Here is a 19,846-nt window from a genome sequence, read left to right as displayed (position 1 = left end):
ACTACATTAAGATCGTTGGCGCTGCAGCTTTTTCCGATCAATGATTTCCCGGATCTTACTCAACAATGCCGACGGCTGAACCGGCTTCATGATAAGGTCGGCATCTTCTTCAAGATCGCCCCGACTGCGAATGAAATCGGCAGTATATCCACTGGTGTAAAGCACCTTGATGTCAGGGCGAATGCTCCTGATCTCTTCGAAGGCATCTTTTCCCGTTTTTATCGGCATGATCATATCCAGTAGAATCAGATCGATCCGGCTCTGATTGGCAATGAACTTTTCGATGCAATCCTGGCCATCGACTGCCAAGATGACATTATAGCCGTATCCTTTCAGCAGAGATTCGACAAGATTGCGGACGTTGGTGTCATCTTCGGCCACGAGAATTGTTTCGCTCCCTCTTACTGGCGGCTCTGAGACTGCTGGTTTTACCGCCTGCTGCGGGGCCTTGTCGGCAATGGGCAAATAGATCCGGAACGTCGTCCCTCTGCCCAGCTCACTGTAGACATTGATAAACCCTTTGTGCTGCTTGACGATTCCGTGGACAATGGCCATTCCCAGGCCGGTCCCTTTTCCGGTGGCCTTTGTGGTAAAGAACGGATCGAAAATTCTGTCACAGATCTCTTTGGTCATGCCGTCGCCGGTATCCGATACCGCCATGCAGGCGTAACTGCCGGCAGTGTCAATTTCATGGGGATTGGCGGCGTTCGGTTCAATTCCCTGGAGGGAGGTTTCAATGGTCAGCAGCCCCCCCTTGGGCATGGCGTCGCGGGCATTGGTGGCCAGATTCATCAGGACCTGTTCGATCTGGCTGTTGTCCGCATATATGTTTAGGGCCGCTTCATGGTGCACGAACTGCAGTTTGACATCTTCGCCGATAATCCTCTCCAGAAAGACCTGCACCTTGGTGACGATATCATTCAGATTGACTATGTCAGGAGTCATCACCTGTTTGCGACTGAAAGCAAGCAGTCCGCGGGTCACTCTTGAGGCTTTTTCCGCGGCATCAATAATCTGTTCGATCTCCTGCCTGTGTTCAGCGGCCAGTTTGTCATCCAGCAGCAACATATTGCTGTAGCCCATAATGACGGTGAGAATATTGTTGAAGTCATGGGCGATGCCACCTGCCAGCTGTCCTACAGCTTCAATCTTTTGCGACTGCCGCAACTGTTCCTCAAGGCGTCTGTGCTCGGTCTGGTCCCTGATGACACCGGCCAGTCGCATGGCCCTACCGGCATCGGCAATGGGCAGGTAGGAAATGTCAAGCGTCAGCAATCCTTTGCCGGCATATTGCTGTTGCATCTCAAAGTTTACCGGTTTTCCGGTAAAACACTCATCCAGGTAAGGCTTCAGCTTGGCAAAAAGGTCATGCCCCAATATCTCTTCTGCTGTATGACCTATTACCTGGTTGAGCTGCTTGTCTCTCAATTGCAGAAAGGCGCTATTGGCCAGGCAATAACGATAGTCACGGTCAATGACGAATATCATATCCTGTGAGTATTCGATTACTTGGCGATATTCGATCAATTGCTGTTCGGCATGTTTTCTGTCGGTGATGTCGCGGACTATCGAACAGATATACTCCCGACCATCGTAGCTGCAGAAGGTAGCGGCAACTTCGACCGGGATTTCCCGGCCATCGCATGTCTTATGCACGGTTTCATACTGCAGATTGCCATCTGCTTTTATCTTTTCCCAGTAAGAGTGCCAGTTATTTTCAGAGTAGCCGGGATTGATATCCAGTGCCGTTTTCGTTAACAACTCTTCGTTGGTATAGCCGAGCATTTTTGCGGCGCTGTTGTTGATTTCCCAGATCCTGCCATCAGGTAAAATCCAGTAAACGGCATCCCTGATGTTCTCGACCGTGAAGTTGATTATCTTCAGCACCTCCAGGTGGCTCATTGCCTCAAGCTCCTGGGAGGCACGGGTGGCGGCGATTCTGATGATCGTTTCCAGAAATGGTTTGTTGCCCAACGGTCGCCGGCTGACAACCCCAATCAGGCCGATGCCGTTCCCTTGAGAGTCCCATAATGGCGTTGCGGCATACCCTTCAGCCTGCATCTCCTGCAGCAGCAGGTCATCGGGGAACAGTTTGACCACGTTATTCTGGTAGACGCACAACTTCTTGCCAACTACATTCTCGCACGGGGTTCCCTTCAGGTCGTATTCAATGTCTGGGGCTATGCTCCCTGTGGTAAACAGTCCTCTGGTCCTTACCCGTTCCTTGCCCGGAAGCATTTGTCCGGTAAAGGCATACTCAACGTCGAGGCATTCGGCCAGATAGGCGGTTATCCTTTTGAGCAGCTCGTCGCCTCGATGCAACATGCCACTTTCATTGATGAAGAACAGTGTCTGCTCGATCTTGGCGCGCTCCGCCGCCTGGGCCGTGATCTCTTCTGTCTTGCGCCGTACCTGCACTCGCAGCAGTATGATGAAAATGGTGGCGATCCCTGTAAAGCCGACAAGGACAATCAACGAAGTGGTAATCCACTTGGGCACCTGAAAATGAAACGAGGCGGTTTCGCCATGTGACCAGCGCTCACGAGCCTGGTGAAAGGGGGAGTCACTCTTGTTGCGCCAATCAGCCAGGTATTTGTCGAGGGTGGCGATTATTTCCCGGTTCTTCCCTTTGGCAGTGGCAAAGAAAATATCAAAGGGATTGAAGATGATGCCGGAAGATTTTAGGTTATACTCGTGCTGCTTTGCCGCCCCGAAGGTGTTGTTGGCAACTCCGGCGTCAACCAGGCCTGAATTGACGGCTTTGAATACATCCTCAAAGTTGCCGAATTCGACGAATTGGTGTCTGATGCCGAACTTGTCCACCATATTCCGAAAACTGGCAGCATTGAAATCTCCCTTCATGCCGCCGATTTTTTTCCCCTGCATATCCTTGATGCTGTCGATAGTAGAGTGTTCCGGGACATACAACTCCCCCCAAACCGTCAGCAGCGGTACTTTACCGTAATCCAGATATTTGGCGCGTTCCTCGGTCCAGGCAACACTGGGGTAAAGGTCTACTTCGCCATTTTTGGTCCGGGCCAGCCCCTCTGCCCAGTTCCCGTAGACATATTCGATCTGCCACCCTTCCATTCGGGCGATTTCTGCAAGGAAATCGACATAAAAACCCTTCACGCTGCCGTCTTGCGCCTGGAAGATCCCCGGATAGTAGTTGAAAGCGCCAATCCGCACGGTCTTGGCGTTTCCAAAAGCAAAACAATGCGAGCCGGTCATGAAAATTAAGGACAGTGTCAGCAGTATGAGCAACCATCGCTGCGGCAGTTTTTTCGACAGCATTTCTTGCGATAAGGTAATCATGCCCAAACCCTCTAAAAACAAGTTACTGTTTTAGGTATCGGCGGCAATCAGTTGCGGTCAACCTGACCTCCGGATCAACCCCGACCTGAACAGCAGGTCACTCTTCAAATTTGTCTTTTGCTTCAGCAAAGCACTCCGGGCAAATCCCGTGACTGAAGAGTGCTTCGGAATGGCGGCTGATATATGCTTCCAGCTGGTGCCAGCTATCTTTATCATCACATATCTTCTTGCAGTAGCCGCAGATGGTTATGATCCCTTCCAGGCTCTTGACCCGGGCCAGTGTCGCCTCCAGTTGGGCGACTTTTTCTTCCAGCTCGACAGTCCTGGCCTGGACCTGGGCGACAAGCCCGTCCTTTTCGGCACGCAGATTATGCGACAGCTCATTGAAGGACCGGATGAGGTCGTTCACCTCTGCGGAATGAGATTCCTGTGCGATTTTTTCCCCCAGCCTGCTTTCATCGCTGATTATCGTCATCACCTGGTTGCGAATTGAGGTTATCGGCTTCAGATAGAGGCGATAGGTGACGAAATATTGGGCAGCAAAGGTGAGCCCAAGGATGGCAAGCAGGATTATCGAGAACTTTACCGAGAAGTTGTTTGCCGCCTCATAGGCTTCTGCCAGGGGAATTCTGATGGAAATCGCCGAAACCAGTTCGCCGTCGGTGCGATTGAAACTGCGCACCTTGCCATACCTGTCAACCATTTCGCTTGGCGCTGCTGCCGGAACTGAATGGCACCTCAGGCAGTTCTGCTCCATGCTTTCGCCACGACGAATAAGGACAAAATAAGGTTTGCCGTCTATTGTCCTGATAACCGAGCGCTGAGTAAGCGCCTGATCGCGTTTCAGCTCATCGAGGAATTTCTTTTCATAGGCATCGGCCTCGTTCTCCGGGCTCCGGGCATTGACCGCGCATTCTTTGTAGTAGTATTGGATGCGGGAGATTTTTCGGTGATATTTGTCAATTTCTCTGACAGCATAGGTGGATGACATCCAGGTCGGGTCGAAATAACTGCTGCTGCGCGTTGCGTCGGTGAGAGCGAAAACTTTCGGTTTGAGCTGTTTGGAGAAATAGGTGTGGATGGCGAGGTTATGTTCCAGCAGGATAAGGGTTTTTTCTTCGGCGTAGTGCAACGCGCGTTGTCGTTGATGCAGGTTGACCGTAATAATAATAATGATCGCGACAATAATGAATGTTATGGCATAGAAGGCATTGAACAGCTTTCTGGCATTGACTTCTTTCATCGCTTCCTCATGAGATATCCAATGGCATTGACATTCTCGCAGTTCGACGGGCAAACAGGCCCCGTAGCGACTGGCATGTCTATCTCTAAAGCGAAAAGTATAATTCTAAAAAAGTATTAGTCAAAGCTGGTGTGTAGATTCGGTGATACTTAATAGTTATGGACAATTATCTCAAGTGGCGCGTTCAGTGTTATGCTGATATGCTATCAGTATGAAAAACCGACAAAAATCTACAGACAGTGGCATTGAACGAGATAATTCTTCTCCCAAAGAGACCATGTCACGGCAAGAGGGACTGCTTTTTCCCATCGTCGGCATCGGCGCTTCAGCCGGAGGGCTGGAGGCGCTGGAGCAGTTCCTGCGGCATGTGCCGCAAGGAAACGGCATGGCTTTTGTCATTGTCCAGCACCTTGACCCGACCCACAAGGGGATCATGGCCGAACTGCTGCAACGCACCACCGCTATGGAGGTTTTACAGGTAAAAGACCGGATGCGGGTCAAGCCGGACTGCGTCTATGTGATCCCACCCAACAAGGACATGTCCATTCTGCACGGCGTCCTGCATCTTTTTGCGCCAACTGAGCCGCGCGGACTTCGCCTTCCCATAGATTTTTTCCTCCGTTCGCTGGCCGAGGACCGGCAAGAGGCAGCTATCGGCGTTATCCTCTCCGGCATGGGCTCTGACGGCACCATAGGTTTAAGGGCAATCAAGGAAAAGGCTGGCTTGGTGCTGGTCCAGGAGCCCTCCTCAGCCAAGTTCGACAGCATGCCGAGGAGCGCCATTGATGCCGGGTTGGCAGACCTGGTGGCCCCGGTGGAGGATCTGCCCGGCAAGATCATCGACTATCTCCGGCATACCCTCAGCATTGCCAAGGTAGATCTCTCTCTGGAGAAGGATCAGAGTGGCCTGGAGAAAGTGCTCATCCTGCTGCGGTCCAAGACCGGCCACGACTTCTCGCTGTACAAAAAAACCACTGTCTACCGCCGGATCGAGCGGCGCATGGGGATTCACCAGATCGTCCGGATCAGCTCTTATGTCCGCTATCTGCAGGAGAATCCCCAGGAAGTGGAACTCCTCTTCAAGGAGTTGCTGATCGGCGTGACCAGCTTTTTCCGCGACCCGCAAGCATGGGAACTGATCCGGGGTGAGGCGATCCCGGCGATTCTGGCAGCTCGTCCGGACGGCGGAGGGCTGCGGGCCTGGTCTGCAGGCTGCTCCACCGGTGAGGAGGCCTATTCACTGGCCATCGTCTTCAAAGAGGCATTGGAGCAGGTCAAGCCTTCGGTGACGTTCTCGCTGCAGATTTTTGCCACCGACCTGGACCAGGACGCCATCGACAAGGCCCGCCAGGGGATCTACCCGGTCAACATCGCTGCGGACGTATCTCCTGAGCGCCTGCACCGTTATTTTATCAAGGAAGAGAATGGCTATCGGGTCGGCAAGGAGATCCGGGAGATGGTGACTTTTGCCACGCAGAACGTTATCATGGATCCCCCTTTTACCAAGCTCGATATCATTATCTGCCGCAACCTGCTGATTTACCTGACGCCGGAACTGCAGAAGAAGCTGCTGCCGCTCTTTCACTATAGCCTTAAGCCCGGCGGCGTCCTGTTTTTGGGGAGTGCAGAGACTCTCAGCACCTTCACCGATCTCTTTGCTCCGCTGAACATAAAGTCGAGACTCTTCCTGCGGCGCGAATCCCTTCTTTCTGCCGAGCCGATAGCATTCCCTTCCTCATTTGTCCCTGCCATGCCGGGAGTTTCCAAGGAGTTGACGATGATGAAGCCTGCAGCCAATCTCCAATCAATTGCCGATCAGCTGCTTCTGCAGCATTTTTCACCCCCTGCCGTGCTGACCAGCGACAAGGGGGATATCCTCTATATCAGCGGCCGGACCGGTAAATACCTGGAGCCCGCGGCCGGCAAGGCTAACTGGAATATCTTTGCCATGGCTCGCGAAGGGCTCCGCTTTGATCTGGGGAACGCCTTCCAGAAGGCGATCCGCCAACAGGAGACGATCACTGTCAGGGGGCTCAAGGTCGGGGAGGGGGAAGGCGCTCAGACCGTTGATGTCACGGTGCAGGCGATCACTGAGCCGGAGGAGTTGCGGGGGATGGTGATGATTGTCTTCACCGATGTGGCGACGCCTTTGGGAAAGAAGGCACCAGGACGTGCCAGGTCTGCATCTGCCGGCAACGCCCGGGTTCTTGAACTGGAGCAGGAACTACAGCAGCTCCGCGAATCACTGCAGACCACCCGCGAGGAGATGCAATCCTCTCAGGAAGAACTCAAGTCCACCAATGAGGAGCTGCAATCGACCAACGAAGAGCTGCAGTCAACCAATGAGGAATTGACTACCTCAAGGGAAGAGATGCAATCTTTAAACGAAGAGCTGCAGACGGTCAATGCCGAGCAACAGTCAAAGATGGACGAGTTGAGCCGGACGAACAACGACATGAGGAACCTGCTCAACAGTACGGAAATAGTCACGGTGTTTCTGGACAACGACCTCCACGTCCGGCGCTTTACTACCGGGGCAAACAAGCTGTTCAAGCTGATTCCGGGCGATGTGGGGCGGCCGCTGTCCGACATTGCCAGCGACCTGCTGTATCCCGAGTTGTGTGAAGAGGCACGGGATGTCTTGCAAACCCTGGTTTTTTCCGAAAAGCAGATCACTGCTACCGATGGCCGCTGGTTCACGGTGCGCATCATGCCCTACCGCACCATGGCGGATGTCATCGGCGGAGTGGTGATCACCTTTTCCGACATCACCGGCGCCAAGAAGCTGGAAGCGGAGCTGCGCGATGAGAATGCCCGGCTCAAGGGGCTGCTTGAAACCGGGGGGTAGCAATGGGTAACGACAAAGACAAGAGGAACTCAGCCAGTGCAAAGCTGCGCCGCCGTGCTTCAGACCGGCTGATGCCACATGCTCCGGAAGAGAGAGCTCCCTTGGCAGAGCATGAGAGACAGCGTCTCGTCCATGAACTGCATATCCACCAGATCGAACTGGAGATGCAGAATGATGAACTGCGCCGAACCCAGCTGGAGCTTCAGGACCTCAACAAGATGTTGGATGCTCGCATATCTCAGGCCGTAGACGAACTGCGCCTAAAGGACCAGATGCTGATTCTGCAGGACCGTTTGGCGGTCATGGGGGATATGATCAACAATATTGCCCATCAATGGCGCCAGCCGTTGAACACCATGGCGCTCCTGGTCCAACAGTTGCCGCTCTTTCATGATTCCGGCAAACTCAGCAAGGCGCTTCTGGACGAAAATACCGCAAAGACCATGAAGCTGATCGAGCACATGTCGCAAACCATTAATGACTTCAGGGATTTTTTCAGATCAGACAAGGAAGCCGATGACTTCAGGGTTCACCAGGTGATCGATCATACCTTGTCGCTCATTGGTGAGAGCTTCAAGGAACTCAATATCAGCATAGTTGTCGAGAGGGATGGTGAGCCGGCAATTTTCGGCTATGCCAACGAATATGCCCAGGTCATCCTGAATCTGCTGATAAACGCTCGTGATGCGCTGGTTGCAAGCAAAGCAGACCCTGCCTGGATTTCGCTCCGGCTCTTTACGCAAGGCGGTAAAGCGATCGTTACTGTTACCGATAACGGCGGTGGCATTGCCGAAGAGATCATGCCCAGGCTGTTCGATCCCTATTTTACGACCAAGGGCCCGGACAAAGGGACCGGCATCGGCCTGTTCATGTCAAAAACCATCATCGAGAAAAATATGGATGGGCGGCTGACGGTGCGCAATACTGACAGTGGCGCGGAGTTCAGGATCGAGGTCTGACTGCGGTGGCAAGCTGCAGAATCTCGTCCACCCGGGCGCTATCCAGGGTCTCTTCTTCCTGAAGGGCCGCTGCCAGCACATCAAGACGATCCCTGTTATCTCTCAGTAGCTCATCGGCTGCCTCTTCTTCATGCAGGATAATGGCGGTAATCTCCTGGTCGATCCTCCAGGCCATCTCTTCAGAAAATCCCTTTTCTTCTGCCAGTTTGCGCCCGAGAAACGGGTGCTCTTCACCGCGGCTGAAGGTGACCGGCCCGACCTTTTCGCTCATGCCCCACTGGCAGACCATTTTCTCGGCCAGGTCGGTAACCATTTTCAGGTCGCTCTGGGCGCCGGTGGAGACTTCGCCGAAGACCAGCCGCTCGGCAGAGCGACCGCCAAGGGCCACGCAGATCCGTTTTTCGAGATAGCTCCGCGGGTAATGGTAGCGGTCGTCCTCCGGGAGTTGCTGGGTGATGCCCAGTGCCATGCCGTGGGGGATGATGGTGACCTTGTGGATCGGGTCGGTGCCCGGCAGCAGCCTGGCAATCAGGGTGTGTCCAGCCTCATGGTAGGCGGTGATCCGTTTCTCATTGTCGGAAATGACCATTTTCCGCTCGCCCCCCATCAGCAGCTTGTCCTTGGCCTGCTCCAGGTGGGCCATGGTGACGGTTGCGGCATTCTCCCGTGACGCCAGGATGGCTGCCTCGTTTACCAGGTTCTCCAGGTCGGCGCCGGTCATGCCGGGAGTTCCCTTGGCAATGGTTATGTAATCGATCTCTTCAGCCATGGTGATCTTACGGGTATGAACCCTTAAGATCTTTTCCCGGTCTCGCCAGTCGGGACGCTCGATCACCACATGCCGGTCGAAGCGGCCGGGGCGGAGCAGCGCCGGATCAAGCACGTCAGGGCGGTTGGTGGCTGCCAGCACAATGACCTCCTCGTGCTGGTCAAAACCGTCCATCTCCGAGAGGAGCTGGTTAAGCGTCTGCTCCCGCTCGTCATGGCCGCCGCCGAACCCTGTACCGCGGCTGCGCCCTACGGCATCGATCTCGTCGATAAAGATGATGCTTGGCGACCCTTTTTTGGCGCTGCTGAAAAGGTCTCTGACCCGGCTGGCACCGACGCCAACGAACATCTCGATAAACTGGGAGGCAGAGATGGTGAAAAAGTTGACCCCGGCCTCTCCGGCCACTGCCCGGGCCAGCAGCGTTTTGCCGGTTCCAGGAGGGCCGACCAGCAGTACCCCCTTCGGCACCTTGCCGCCAATGCGGCGAAAATGTGCCGGTTCCTTCAGATAATCGACAATCTCCTTCAGCTCCTGCTTGCTGTTCTCCATGCCAGCGACATCTTCAAAGCTAACATTGACCTTCTCCCCGGTGCCGTACATCTTGGCTCCGGATTTGGCAAAGTTGCCAAACATCCCTGCCGGCCCCTGGTTGCGGGCATTGCGCGATAAGTACCACCAGGCGCCAATGATCAGCAGCAAGGGGAGCATGGCGATCAGAATGGAAAAAAAAGGCGATGCTTCGGGAGATACGGCCGTGATCTCCACCTTTTTATCGGCCAGTTCGGCAAGCAGCCCTGGGTCTGCTATTGCCGGCATCGTTGTGGTAAAGGCGCCTACTTCCCTGGTGACCTCTTTACCTTGCACCATCCCCGGCAGCTGGACCTTTTTCAGGAATTCACCGCTGGTCGCTGTCCCCTTGAACCTGACTTTTTTCAGGTTATTGGCGGCAAGTTCACTGCGGAAGCGGCTGTAGCTGATCTCAGCACTCTGGTTGATATTGCTCTGGAAATAGCTGTAACCGAGATTAAAAAGGATCGCGATTACCATCATCAGCATAAAGGTGCGCCAGGTAGACGGGTTCATGGGTTGGTCCTTGCCTGAAAGATCGTTGCTATTTTACAAGTGTAGCATTTAACTGGTGCTTTGCTTTTTATCTTATTGTTGGGCAGCTTCTGCGGAAGATACAAGAAAGCCCTCGCAATGCTCAAAACAAGCATCGAGGGCCAGTTGAGGATTAGTCTTCTCTCTCCCGCCTTAATGAGCTATGTCACACCACCGATGATGCATGGCTTCATAACCAACGGTGAAATTAAATGCCTCATAAAGGCCACACAGCCCGACTAATGCATAGACGACCCGCGTAATTGCAGTTGCTTCACCAAAAAGCGCTCCTACCAGATTAAAGCCGAAGAACCCTACCAGCCCCCAGTTCAGAGCACCAATAATGAGTAAACTGGTAACAATGATATCCAGCACTTTCATAAACTCACCTTCTTTCCTTTTTCCGAGAGTTGTCACTCACCGGATTGCCTGCTTCTTCTGTTATTATTATACGCCTCACAGGGTAAAAGTTAAATAAATCAGTGTGTTAAATTATGTTATGGTGCTCGACCAGTGACTTCAAACTCCGGTGGGCAGCCAGGTAGCGGGTATCCTCAGCATAGGTGGCCGGATAGATTTGCGGCACCGGTTGGTGTGCCAGTGCGCTATCCACATTAGCGAATGTGAAGTAGCAGGAGTTGGAAAGCGCCTTGGTGGTACGGTCGCGGCTGGTTCGCTCGATGCTGGCCTCAACACAGATAAAGCTATCGCGGGTGTAGATCACCCGCGAGGTAAAGTGGAGCGTATCGCCGATTCGCACCGGCTGAAAGAAGTTGATCCTGGTAACAGCCGCAATTATCGAGCGATCAGGGGCCACTTGGTCGGAGCAGATGGCTGAGATCTCAAATGCTTTCCTGATAAGATAGCCGCCGAAGATGGAGCGAGGAACATTCTCCTTTTCCGGATACATCCGTTCCCAGGAATCGGTGACCAGGCGACCGGCCTTGTACCCCCTGAAGCATGCCTCATCCTGGACTCGTCGCCCAGCTGATAAATCCGGTTCATCCAAGGCCTGGTGAAGCTTGACGAGCATTTCGAACTCCTCGCGCGAGGGAGGCTCTGACAGCAATGTTTGCTGCCGCTGGTACTCTTCACGACTGGCCACGGCCTTGGCGGCCCGTTTCTGTTCCGTTGCGTCCAGATACTCCAGCGGCGGCAAGGCAACGCTGGTCGCGTTGTCGCCAGTGCCGGAGCGGGCAACCATGGTGAAATGGCAAGAGGCGATATGGTTGACCGGGTCGCCCGGTTGCTCTACCCGGATGCCGACCACGAGGGACGAGCGCCCCACATGGTTGATGCGGGCATGGAAGGCGATGTCACGGGTCAGGTCAGCCGCGTGACGGACATAAATGTCGTCGATGGCAGCCGTTACCACTCGTGCCTCGGGATGATAGCGGTTCACATAGTTAAGCGCCGTCTCTTCGGCGATTTTATCCAGTACCTCCAGCAGGAGGCCGAAGCGGAGGTTCCCCTGAATCGGCTCATCCAGCACCATGAAACGGCGGCGCAGTTCCGGAGAACTCCCAAGTGCCAGTGTCTGATGAAAGGTTGTATCGTTGGGTCTGGGCATGGTTTGGTTCCTGTGTTCCATGATGGACTTAATAAATGAGGACGTCTGAATCAAGGCAGACTTTGACAACATGCGGATCAAAGTGTGTACCTGATAGTGATCGGAGGTGTTCACGTACCTTTTCTACCGACCAGGAGGAGCGGTAGCGGCGGTCTGATCTCAGGGCATCCCAGACGTCAACCACGGCAAAGATGCGCGCAGCAAGGGGGATCTGGTCGCCTTTCAAGCCGAGCGGGTAACCGGTGCCGTCCCACTTTTCATGATGGGAGTAGGGGATGTCGAGTGCCGAGCGCAGGTAGCGGATGGGGGAGAGCATTTCAAAGGCAAAAGCGGTGTGATTCCTCATTACAACCCATTCTGCTTCGGTCAGCGAATCGTGTTTTAACAAAATCGCGTCCGGAATAGCCATCTTGCCGATGTCGTGCAGCAGTGCGCCCCAGCGGACCTGCACCAGCTCTTCATCGCTCAATCCGAACAGGCGCGCCAGTTTTACGGTCAACACCGCAACCCGCTGGGTGTGCCCTTCAGTCTCATTGTCGCGCAGTTCCAGCGCCCGCGACCAACCTTCGATGGTGGCGTTATAGGCCTGGGCCAGTTCGATGTTAGAGCGCTGCAGGTTGTCGAACAGGGTGACATTATCGATAGCAATTGCGGCCTGGGCCGCCAGTGCTTTGAGGAAATCGAGCCAGTTTTCATCGTGTGACTGGGGAGAACGATGAAAAACTTCCAGCACCCCCATGAGCTGGCCTTTCGCTATCAATGGCACACCGAAGTAACTGACAAATTCTTCACCAGCTAACAGGATTTCACCCAGAAAGCTGTCGTGTTCTTTTGTCAGATCAGGGACATGGACCATGCTCCGTTCCTGTGCTGCGCCACCGGCATACCCTTCGCCCAGCGGCTGACGTACATGTTCAATGGTTTTGGTGTTAAAACCGCGGCCAGCGACAAATTCCAGCGTCCGTGATTGGGGGTTGAACAGCAGGACGTCAGCAGCGTCAACCTCCAACTGGACAATGACATGGGTAAGGAGTGTGGTCATGCTGAGATTCAAATCAAAGCTGAAATTGATGGCGCGGTCTATTTCAACCAAAGCGGTCAGATGTTCCAGGTGCCGTTGTATCCGTTCCTCCGCACACTTGATATTGCTGATGTCCGCTAAGGTGACCACAACCTGCCGCAACTGCTCGTCACTGCCAAACTCGGGATAGGCATTCACCAGCACCCATGATTCTTCGTCAGTGCCGCGGATGATCCCCATGACAAAATTCTTAAGCAGATGTCCCGAGGCAACTACCTGATTGACCGGTAACTCCTCTTCTGTCAGCCGAGTGCCGTCCTCGTGGACGAAGTGCCAGTACGGATCGCCAGCGCCTTTGCCCAGCATCTGATCCGGTGACTTGCCGAGTAGTTGCGAGGCTTCGGGGTTACACATGACGATCCGGGTATCAGGGGCATGGACAACAACACCGATGGGAAGATGTTTGATCAGCAGCCAGTGATCTTCAAGATTTTCGATCAGCGACCAGTTCGCTTCGTCCTTCGCCCGTAAGGCGGCTTCGGCCCGCTTGCGGTCGCTGATGTCACGGATGTTGCACTGGATGACCTTTTCCTCGCCGACCAGATAGACGTTGCTGACGAATTCAACCGGCACCAGACGACCGCCTTTGGTTTTGAGCGGCAGGTTTTCGTAGCGGATATACTTGTTCTTCTGCAGTGCCAGGAAGGAATTTCTGCTGGCCTCGACATCCTTGAACGCGCCGACTTCCCAGAGTTTCTTTTCCACAAACTCTTCCCGCGAGTACCCCAGCATCTCGATCAGATAGGGGTTGACGTCACTGATCAATCCCGTCTCGGCATTGAGGATCAAAATACCGTCCTGGGCGGTTTCGAAGAGGCGGCGATAACGCAGTTCCGAATTTATGAGCGACTGATCTATCCCGGACAGGTCTGAGAAGGGCGTTCTTGCTGGTGCTTTTATCATTGTTCCATGGTGTTTCATGGGTATCGTCCCTTGATCTACGATTCCTTCTGTAACGATTTGTCCTGATACATCCGTTCATCCCCGAGTTTTAACGCCTTGGCGAGCTGTTCTTTGTTTTCTGCGGACGCAATGCCGAAGGCGATGCTAACCTGGCCATTGATGATTTCAGGGGAGTTCTTGACCCTCATGACCGCTTCTTCTGCAACCTTTTCGTCTGTTCCCGGAAGAAGCACGGCAAACTCGTCTCCGCCGATACGGGCAACGATGTCCTCCCCCCTGAAGGCATGCAGGATAATCCGCGCCGCTGAACGGATCAGATTATCCCCTGCGGCATGTCCCAAGGTATCGTTAACTGCTTTGAGGTCGTTGACATCTGCCATGACGATACTCAGGGGAAACATCCTGCCATGGGCAAGCCGCTCTAGTTCTTCATCGAAAAACGCCCGGTTATAGAGACCGGTCAAGCTATCGTGAGTGCTGACGTGACGGAGCGCCTCTTCTATTTCTTTACGGTCGGTAATATCTTCCATGGCCAGCAGGATAATATGCGAGCCGATATTTTCCCGGAAAATCTGCCGGGCGTTGAGCAGAATGATCTTGCGACCGATCCCCTGGAAATCATGCTCGACTTCATAGCCATTGAATACGGTATCGTGGGGAAGGATTTCCTCAAAGAGTATTCGCAGTTTGGGGATGTCCCATTGCCGGTTACCGAGGTCATAGATGAAATTGCCGATGGTTGCTTCCGGCGTTACCTTGAAGGTTTCATAGAAGCTTTGGTTGGCAGTGAGAATCTTCAGGTCGGCATCCAGCACTACCAGCGGCTCACGCACGGTTTCGACAATATCCTCGGCATATTCCCTGGCATCCTGGATTTCCGTTTCCAACCGTTTGCGGTCGGTAATATCTTCCATGGCCAGCAGAATTATATGGGAGCCGATATTTTCCCGGAAAATCTGCCGGGCATTGAGCAGAATGGTCTTGCGACCGATCCCCTGGAAATCATGCTCGACCTCATAGTCATTGAATACGGTATCGTGGGGGAGGATCTCCTCAAAGAGAACCCTCAGTTTGGGGATGTCCCATTGCCGGTTGCCGAGGTCATAGATGAAATTGCCAATGGTTGCTTCCGGCGTTACCTTGAAGGTGGCATAGAAGCTTTGGTTGGCGGTGAGAATCTTCAGGTCGGCATCCAGCACTACAAGCGGCTCGCGCACGGTTTCGACGATATTTTCGGCATATTCCTGGGCTTGCCGCAGCTCGGCATTCTGCCTCTCCATCTCGATCCGGTAGACCTCAAGTTCATGGATGAGCCTTTGATACTCTTCCTTTGCCCGGTGGTGGCGCTCAGTCGCAGTTTCCGTCGGCAAACACTCTTCAGCCTGGCGACGCAGTTTTGCTTCCGGCGCTCCCTTGTCCTTATCGATATCCATACCGGTCCTTTTACTTGTGTATTTCAGGCTGCTGCGTGATCGTCGTCAGCGCCGGCCACGGTCGCGGCGCCATGTTTTGATGGCAATGATGATTGCCCATAAAACCCCGGCGATAATCATCGCTTGCCCTGCATCGTGGTGCCACCCGGCGTCCTGGGGTGCGGCAATCATCAGCCCGCCGGCGATCATGAGCGCCGCAGAGATGATGGCGCCGGTGAGTCGTTCGAGATTGCGGCTGATGCGGCCTCCCAGCGCTTCCACCGCCGGAGCCTGCAACCGGCCCAGATTTCCTTCAGCGATACGTCGCAACACCCGGCGTGTGTCGCCCGGGGCATCGATTATCAGGCGCTCCATTTCACGCGCCAGCTTGCCGGTCTTTTCCTTTACCCGCTCCAGAGAGAAGTGTTGCGCCGTCAGGCGTGAGATCTCTTCTCGAAACGAAGCCAGATAGTCATGGTCCGGGTCGAGTTCCCTGATCATTGATTCCAGGATGACAAAGGTACGCGTCAGCAGGAAAAACTCGCCGGGGTTGTGGACTCCGTGACGGCTGCCGGCACGCAGCAGCGAATCGAAGGCATCACCGATGGACACATCTGCCAGGTCGTTCCGGTGGATTTCATGGAGCACAGATTTTATGTCCACCATCAGTGCCGCACGGTTGACCTTTTCGCTCCCCTGTGGTGCCATTTCAAGGTAGGCTTCGGTGGCGCCTCGCGCATCACCTTTGACGACCGCTTCAAGTAGCAGCGTCAGAGAGTTGCGCATCGGCTCGTCCAGTTCGCCGGTCATGCCGAAATCGAGCAGGGAGAGCCGGCCATCAGGAAGAACCAGCACGTTGCCGGGATGGGGATCGGCGTGAAACAACCCCTCTTCGAAGATCGTTTGCAGGGTCAGCCGCACCAGGGTATTGATCAAACGAGGCATCTCTTCCGGATGCTCACTGGCGTAGAGATCCACCCGTTCGCCGGGCGAAAACTCCATGGTTAGTATGTTTCCGGTCGAATACTTCGCTATTACGTCCGGTATCCAGAGATCGGGAATGTCTGCCAAAGCGGTGCGAAAGAGCATTATTGAACGCGCTTCGAGGCTGAAATCGGTTTCCCGGTTCAGGCTGTCGGCAAACTCTCTGACCAGAACCGGGAGATCAAGGGCAAGCAGACGCGGGAACAGTTTTTCCACCAGCGCTACCAGGTAGGTCAACGCCGCAATATCCGTGGCAATCATCGCTTCTAGGCCGGGCCGCTGCACCTTGACAGCCACGTGACGGCCGTCGATCAGTGTTGCCTCATGGACCTGGGCGATGGTAGCGGCGGCGAGCGGCGCTTCACTGAACGATGCAAACAGTTTTGCCAGCCCGGCACCCAGTTCGCTTTCTACTGTGGCGCGCACCGCTTCAATGCCCAGGGCCGGCAGTTGATCGTGCAACTGCTCCAACTCATTGATATAGGCGTCCGGTAGCAAGTCACGCCGCAATGCGAGCACTTGGCCGAATTTGAGAAAAGTTAGGCCCAACTCTTCGAAGGTTTCCCGGACCTCATGCGGTGGAGGCCAATGGTTTTTGCCGCGTAACGCCCCCAGGAACTGGTGTCGGACAAGGACCCGCACGATTTGCATCAGTCGCGGCGCTGCTCGTAGCAGGCTGCTCTTTTCCGGGTCTATCATTACCGCCATGCGTTTCTCCCTGTTACCATCTTGTGATTCACTGTTTCACTCATCTCTGGCCCAGAAAAATATGATCTGTGGGGTAGTGGAGCTGTGCTCATTGATCAGTTGCTGGGTGCTGACCAGCTCCCAGCCAGACTTGCCCATTTGGTCCAGATGGGCCTCCAGATCAAGGGCTAACAGGTCATTTACCGGATAATGCTTGATTGTGAATGAATAAGCCTTTGTCATGGTTGCCTCCGGTCAGTCTCTTTCCCAGAAGAAATGGTAATAGCCGCTCTCTTTGACGACCGTAACCATTTTCCACCCTTCCTGGGCCACCTGGTTCAGATGCTGAACCATCCCTTCACGGATGATCTGGGTGGTCGGTGGTTCGTGCAGAGTAATGGTGTACTCTTTGGCCATGTGGCTGCTCTCCTTAATAGCTGGAATGATTGTTTGCGCTACTGATTCAGCATCAATCGTGCCCTTTTGCTGATTGGGAATTAGTGTACAAATTTGAATAGTTATAAAGTATTTCCCCTGGGTTCTCCCCGGCATGCTGCGGCACTATGATCCTCAATCCTGCGCTGGCAGAGGATAACCTGCTGATATTACGTTTTTTATTCTCGGTGTTCGTGATGTGTCTACTGCAATAAATGTTGCAGGTTTGATTGTTGTTTGTTTCGTGTGTTAAATTTGTTTCCCTTGTATAATCAGGATATTGCCTGCTTGGTTTCAGTAACTGTTTACTGGCACGTTAGTTGCCGGTTAATCTGAAGATGGCGAGTGCCGTCTTGTCTTTGTCTGTCCAGAGAGTGACAGACTGTAAAGGAGATTGTTATGAGCAATAGAGACGAATACATCCGCAAGATGCAGGTCAAACTGGATGAGTGGAATCGGGAAATCGACTTGTTGACTGTCAAGGCAGGCGGTGTAGCGACAGATGTCAAGAAGGAGTACCTCCAGCAGATTGAAGCCCTTAAGGTGAAGCAGGCAGCTGCTAGGCAGAAAATCGAAGAGCTTCAGCAGGCAGGGGAAAGCGCCTGGGAAGACCTGAAGTCTGGCATAGAGCTGGCCTGGACCGCCATGGGTGAGGCCATCAACTCGGCCAGGTCCCGCTTCAAGTAACGCGACACTCTTTGTGAGGTAATGGCCTATGAAAATTCTGATGATACTGACGTCACACGATGAACTTGGAGCCACTGGCAAAAAGACCGGATTCTGGTTGGAGGAGTTTGCTGCTCCATACTATGTTTTCAAAGATTTTGGAGCTGAAATCACCATTGCAACTCCAAAAGGGGGACAACCTCCCCTTGATCCGAAAAGTGAGGAAAAGGATTTTCAGACCACGGCAACATTGCGATTCAGAGCGGATAAGGAAGCCCAGGCAGCTCTAGCCAATACCGCAATGCTGCAGGATATTTCACCGGATGACTACGATGCGCTGTTTTATCCCGGTGGTCACGGACTGTTATGGGATCTTTCCGAGGATAAGTATTCCATTGCTCTGATCGAAACCATGTACGCTCAAGGCAAACCTGTTGCTGCAGTGTGTCACGCGCCAGGGGTATTGCGCCACGCCAAGTCGCTGGATGGTTCGCCACTGGTGCAGGGGAAATCGGTAACCGGGTTTTCTAACTCGGAGGAAGCTGCCGTTGGTCTGACTGATGTTGTGCCGTTTCTTGTAGAAGATGAATTGAAGAAAAATGGCGGGAATTATTATAAAGGTGCTGACTGGCAATCATACATTGTTCGCGACGGTAATCTGTTCACTGGTCAGAATCCTGCGTCTTCAGAGGCATTGGCAAATACGGTACTGGCACAACTTTGATCACTTTCCCATCTAACTAGAGCAGGAGTGGAGACAACAATGAGCATTCTTTTTTCACCGTTGCAGCTGCAAACCATTACCTTTCGCAATCGAATCTTCGTTTCTCCCATGTGCCAGTACTCCAGCCGCGACGGATTTCCCAATGACTGGCATCTGGTTCATCTCGGCAGTCGTGCCGTGGGTGGTGCGGGATTGGTTATGGTTGAGGCAACGGCGGTGAGTCCGGAGGGGCGCATCAGTCCTGATGACAGCGGCATCTGGAGTGACGCCCATGCTGTGGCCTTTGCTCCCATCACCGACTTTATCAAGAGGCAAGGTGCCGTTCCGGGGATTCAACTCGCTCATGCCGGCCGCAAGGGGTCATGTTCTCTCCCCTGGCTGGGGGGCGGTCCCTTGGGTATGGACGCATGCGGCTGGCAGCCTGTTGCGCCAAGCGCCGTTCCTTTTGACCTGGGCCATCCTGTTCCCCGTGCCTTGTCTCTGGAGGAGATGGACGAGGTGGAAGGCCAGTTCCGCGCAGGCACCAGGCGGGCATATGCCGCAGGGTTCCAGGTGGTTGAGCTGCACATGGCTCATGGTTACCTGCTCCATGAGTTTCTCTCGCCATTGGTCAACCGTCGGGATGACAACTATGGCGGCTCTTTGGCAAACAGGCTGCGTTTTCCGCTGCGGGTGGCCCGGGCGGTGCGGGATGAGTGGCCGGCGGAGCTGCCGCTGTTTGTGCGGATTTCCGCCGCCGATTGGGTGGAGGGTGGCTGGGACATTGACCAGTCGGTGGTGCTGGCCAGAGAGCTGAAGCAGATCGGTGTGGATCTGATTGACTGTTCCTCCGGGTTTGCCGTGCCCAATGAGCCGGTGCCTTTCGGCCCCGGTTTCCAGGTTCCTTTTGCTTCGCGGGTCAGGGCTGAAGTCGGCATTGCCACTGGCGCAGTCGGCTACATTACCGAACCGGTTCAGGCGGAACAGATTGTCGCCACCGGCCAGGCTGATGCTGTTTTGCTGGCGCGACAGATGCTGCGCGATCCTTACTGGCCGCTCCATGCGGCCAAGGTGCTGCATGCCGAGGCGCCCTGGCCGAACCAGTACTTGCGGGCCAAATAGTCGGTCTCCGCTTGAAAACCATGCTGCCCCAATTTTTACATATCATTT

General features: G+C 54.0%; 15 protein-coding genes. 5 read left to right on the top strand and 10 right to left on the bottom strand.

The window, feature by feature from the left end; genetic code table 11:
* Window positions 1–6 precede the first annotated feature (6 nt).
* Both KI809_RS05225 and KI809_RS05220 read right to left on the bottom strand, forming a co-directional pair.
* Window positions 7–3,315, bottom strand: a complete 3,309-nt coding sequence (locus KI809_RS05225) for a PAS domain S-box protein (RefSeq protein WP_214170423.1) — start codon at window positions 3,313–3,315, stop codon at window positions 7–9.
* Window positions 3,316–3,412: 97 nt separating this feature from the next.
* Window positions 3,413–4,558: a Tll0287-like domain-containing protein gene (locus KI809_RS05220; RefSeq protein WP_214170422.1), complete on the bottom strand. Its 1,146-nt coding sequence runs from the start codon at window positions 4,556–4,558 to the stop codon at window positions 3,413–3,415.
* Window positions 4,559–4,835: 277 nt separating this feature from the next.
* Here KI809_RS05220 and KI809_RS05215 point away from each other — a divergent pair, with 277 nt between their 5' ends.
* A complete protein-coding gene (locus tag KI809_RS05215; protein ID WP_246559183.1) occupies window positions 4,836–7,406 on the top strand; it encodes a chemotaxis protein CheB in 2,571 nt (856 codons plus the stop codon).
* A gap of 2 nt (window positions 7,407–7,408) precedes the next feature.
* Window positions 7,409–8,365: a sensor histidine kinase gene (locus KI809_RS05210; RefSeq protein WP_214170420.1), complete on the top strand. Its 957-nt coding sequence runs from the start codon at window positions 7,409–7,411 to the stop codon at window positions 8,363–8,365.
* Here the strand turns inward: KI809_RS05210 and ftsH are convergent.
* From ftsH to KI809_RS05170, 8 genes are all read right to left on the bottom strand, one after another.
* Window positions 8,349–10,217 carry an ATP-dependent zinc metalloprotease FtsH gene (gene ftsH / locus KI809_RS05205; RefSeq protein ID WP_214170419.1) on the bottom strand — a complete coding sequence of 623 codons (1,869 nt, stop codon included), beginning with the start codon at window positions 10,215–10,217 and terminating at the stop codon, window positions 8,349–8,351. The genes KI809_RS05210 and ftsH overlap by 17 nt on opposite strands.
* Before the next feature lie 171 nt (window positions 10,218–10,388).
* Window positions 10,389–10,616: a DUF378 domain-containing protein gene (locus tag KI809_RS05200; protein ID WP_214170418.1), complete on the bottom strand. Its 228-nt coding sequence runs from the start codon at window positions 10,614–10,616 to the stop codon at window positions 10,389–10,391.
* A 106-nt stretch (window positions 10,617–10,722) separates the two neighbouring features.
* Window positions 10,723–11,805, bottom strand: a complete 1,083-nt coding sequence (locus KI809_RS05195) for an acyl-CoA thioesterase (RefSeq protein WP_214170417.1) — start codon at window positions 11,803–11,805, stop codon at window positions 10,723–10,725.
* A 28-nt stretch (window positions 11,806–11,833) separates the two neighbouring features.
* A complete protein-coding gene (locus KI809_RS05190; RefSeq protein WP_214170416.1) occupies window positions 11,834–13,807 on the bottom strand; it encodes an HD domain-containing phosphohydrolase in 1,974 nt (657 codons plus the stop codon).
* Between the two features lie 17 nt (window positions 13,808–13,824).
* Window positions 13,825–15,222 carry a sensor domain-containing diguanylate cyclase gene (locus KI809_RS05185; RefSeq protein ID WP_214170415.1) on the bottom strand — a complete coding sequence of 466 codons (1,398 nt, stop codon included), beginning with the start codon at window positions 15,220–15,222 and terminating at the stop codon, window positions 13,825–13,827.
* Between the two features lie 45 nt (window positions 15,223–15,267).
* A complete protein-coding gene (locus KI809_RS05180; RefSeq protein ID WP_214170414.1) occupies window positions 15,268–16,893 on the bottom strand; it encodes an ABC1 kinase family protein in 1,626 nt (541 codons plus the stop codon).
* A 36-nt stretch (window positions 16,894–16,929) separates the two neighbouring features.
* Entirely contained in the window at window positions 16,930–17,115 is a 186-nt protein-coding gene (locus KI809_RS05175) for a hypothetical protein (RefSeq protein ID WP_214170413.1), read from the bottom strand.
* Window positions 17,116–17,127: 12 nt separating this feature from the next.
* Window positions 17,128–17,289 carry a hypothetical protein gene (locus KI809_RS05170; protein ID WP_214170412.1) on the bottom strand — a complete coding sequence of 54 codons (162 nt, stop codon included), beginning with the start codon at window positions 17,287–17,289 and terminating at the stop codon, window positions 17,128–17,130.
* Between the two features lie 417 nt (window positions 17,290–17,706).
* On the opposite strand from KI809_RS05170, the gene KI809_RS05165 reads away from it, so the two are divergent.
* The 3 genes from KI809_RS05165 to KI809_RS05155 are packed head-to-tail and all read left to right on the top strand — an operon-like array spanning window position 17,707 to window position 19,798.
* Window positions 17,707–17,994 carry a sll1863 family stress response protein gene (locus tag KI809_RS05165; RefSeq protein WP_214170411.1) on the top strand — a complete coding sequence of 96 codons (288 nt, stop codon included), beginning with the start codon at window positions 17,707–17,709 and terminating at the stop codon, window positions 17,992–17,994.
* Between the two features lie 28 nt (window positions 17,995–18,022).
* A complete protein-coding gene (locus tag KI809_RS05160; RefSeq protein ID WP_214170410.1) occupies window positions 18,023–18,697 on the top strand; it encodes a type 1 glutamine amidotransferase domain-containing protein in 675 nt (224 codons plus the stop codon).
* Window positions 18,698–18,736: 39 nt separating this feature from the next.
* A complete protein-coding gene (locus KI809_RS05155) occupies window positions 18,737–19,798 on the top strand; it encodes an NADH:flavin oxidoreductase/NADH oxidase (protein WP_214170409.1) in 1,062 nt (353 codons plus the stop codon).
* Window positions 19,799–19,846 lie beyond the last annotated feature (48 nt).

The sequence above is a fragment of the Geoanaerobacter pelophilus genome, from assembly GCF_018476885.1.
GTDB classification, from domain to species: domain Bacteria; phylum Desulfobacterota; class Desulfuromonadia; order Geobacterales; family DSM-12255; genus Geoanaerobacter; species Geoanaerobacter pelophilus.
Note: the sequence above shows the minus strand (reverse complement) of the source record. Positions and strands in the feature narration are given on the sequence as shown.

Bases quoted from the DNA above. Each gene is read 5' to 3' on its own strand.
- KI809_RS05200 (WP_214170418.1), bottom strand. From the start codon at position 10,616: ATGAAAGTGCTGGATATCATTGTTACCAGTTTACTCATTATTGGTGCT.
- ftsH (WP_214170419.1), bottom strand. From the start codon at position 10,217: ATGAACCCGTCTACCTGGCGCACCTTTATGCTGATGATGGTAATCGCG.
- KI809_RS05170 (WP_214170412.1), bottom strand. From the start codon at position 17,289: ATGGCCAAAGAGTACACCATTACTCTGCACGAACCACCGACCACCCAG.
- KI809_RS05180 (WP_214170414.1), bottom strand. From the start codon at position 16,893: ATGGCGGTAATGATAGACCCGGAAAAGAGCAGCCTGCTACGAGCAGCG.
- KI809_RS05220 (WP_214170422.1), bottom strand. From the start codon at position 4,558: ATGAAAGAAGTCAATGCCAGAAAGCTGTTCAATGCCTTCTATGCCATA.
- KI809_RS05165 (WP_214170411.1), top strand. From the start codon at position 17,707: ATGAGCAATAGAGACGAATACATCCGCAAGATGCAGGTCAAACTGGAT.
- KI809_RS05190 (WP_214170416.1), bottom strand. From the start codon at position 13,807: ATGAAACACCATGGAACAATGATAAAAGCACCAGCAAGAACGCCCTTC.
- KI809_RS05160 (WP_214170410.1), top strand. From the start codon at position 18,023: ATGAAAATTCTGATGATACTGACGTCACACGATGAACTTGGAGCCACT.
- KI809_RS05185 (WP_214170415.1), bottom strand. From the start codon at position 15,222: ATGGATATCGATAAGGACAAGGGAGCGCCGGAAGCAAAACTGCGTCGC.
- KI809_RS05210 (WP_214170420.1), top strand. From the start codon at position 7,409: ATGGGTAACGACAAAGACAAGAGGAACTCAGCCAGTGCAAAGCTGCGC.
- KI809_RS05195 (WP_214170417.1), bottom strand. From the start codon at position 11,805: ATGCCCAGACCCAACGATACAACCTTTCATCAGACACTGGCACTTGGG.
- KI809_RS05215 (WP_246559183.1), top strand. From the start codon at position 4,836: ATGTCACGGCAAGAGGGACTGCTTTTTCCCATCGTCGGCATCGGCGCT.
- KI809_RS05155 (WP_214170409.1), top strand. From the start codon at position 18,737: ATGAGCATTCTTTTTTCACCGTTGCAGCTGCAAACCATTACCTTTCGC.
- KI809_RS05225 (WP_214170423.1), bottom strand. From the start codon at position 3,315: ATGATTACCTTATCGCAAGAAATGCTGTCGAAAAAACTGCCGCAGCGA.
- KI809_RS05175 (WP_214170413.1), bottom strand. From the start codon at position 17,115: ATGACAAAGGCTTATTCATTCACAATCAAGCATTATCCGGTAAATGAC.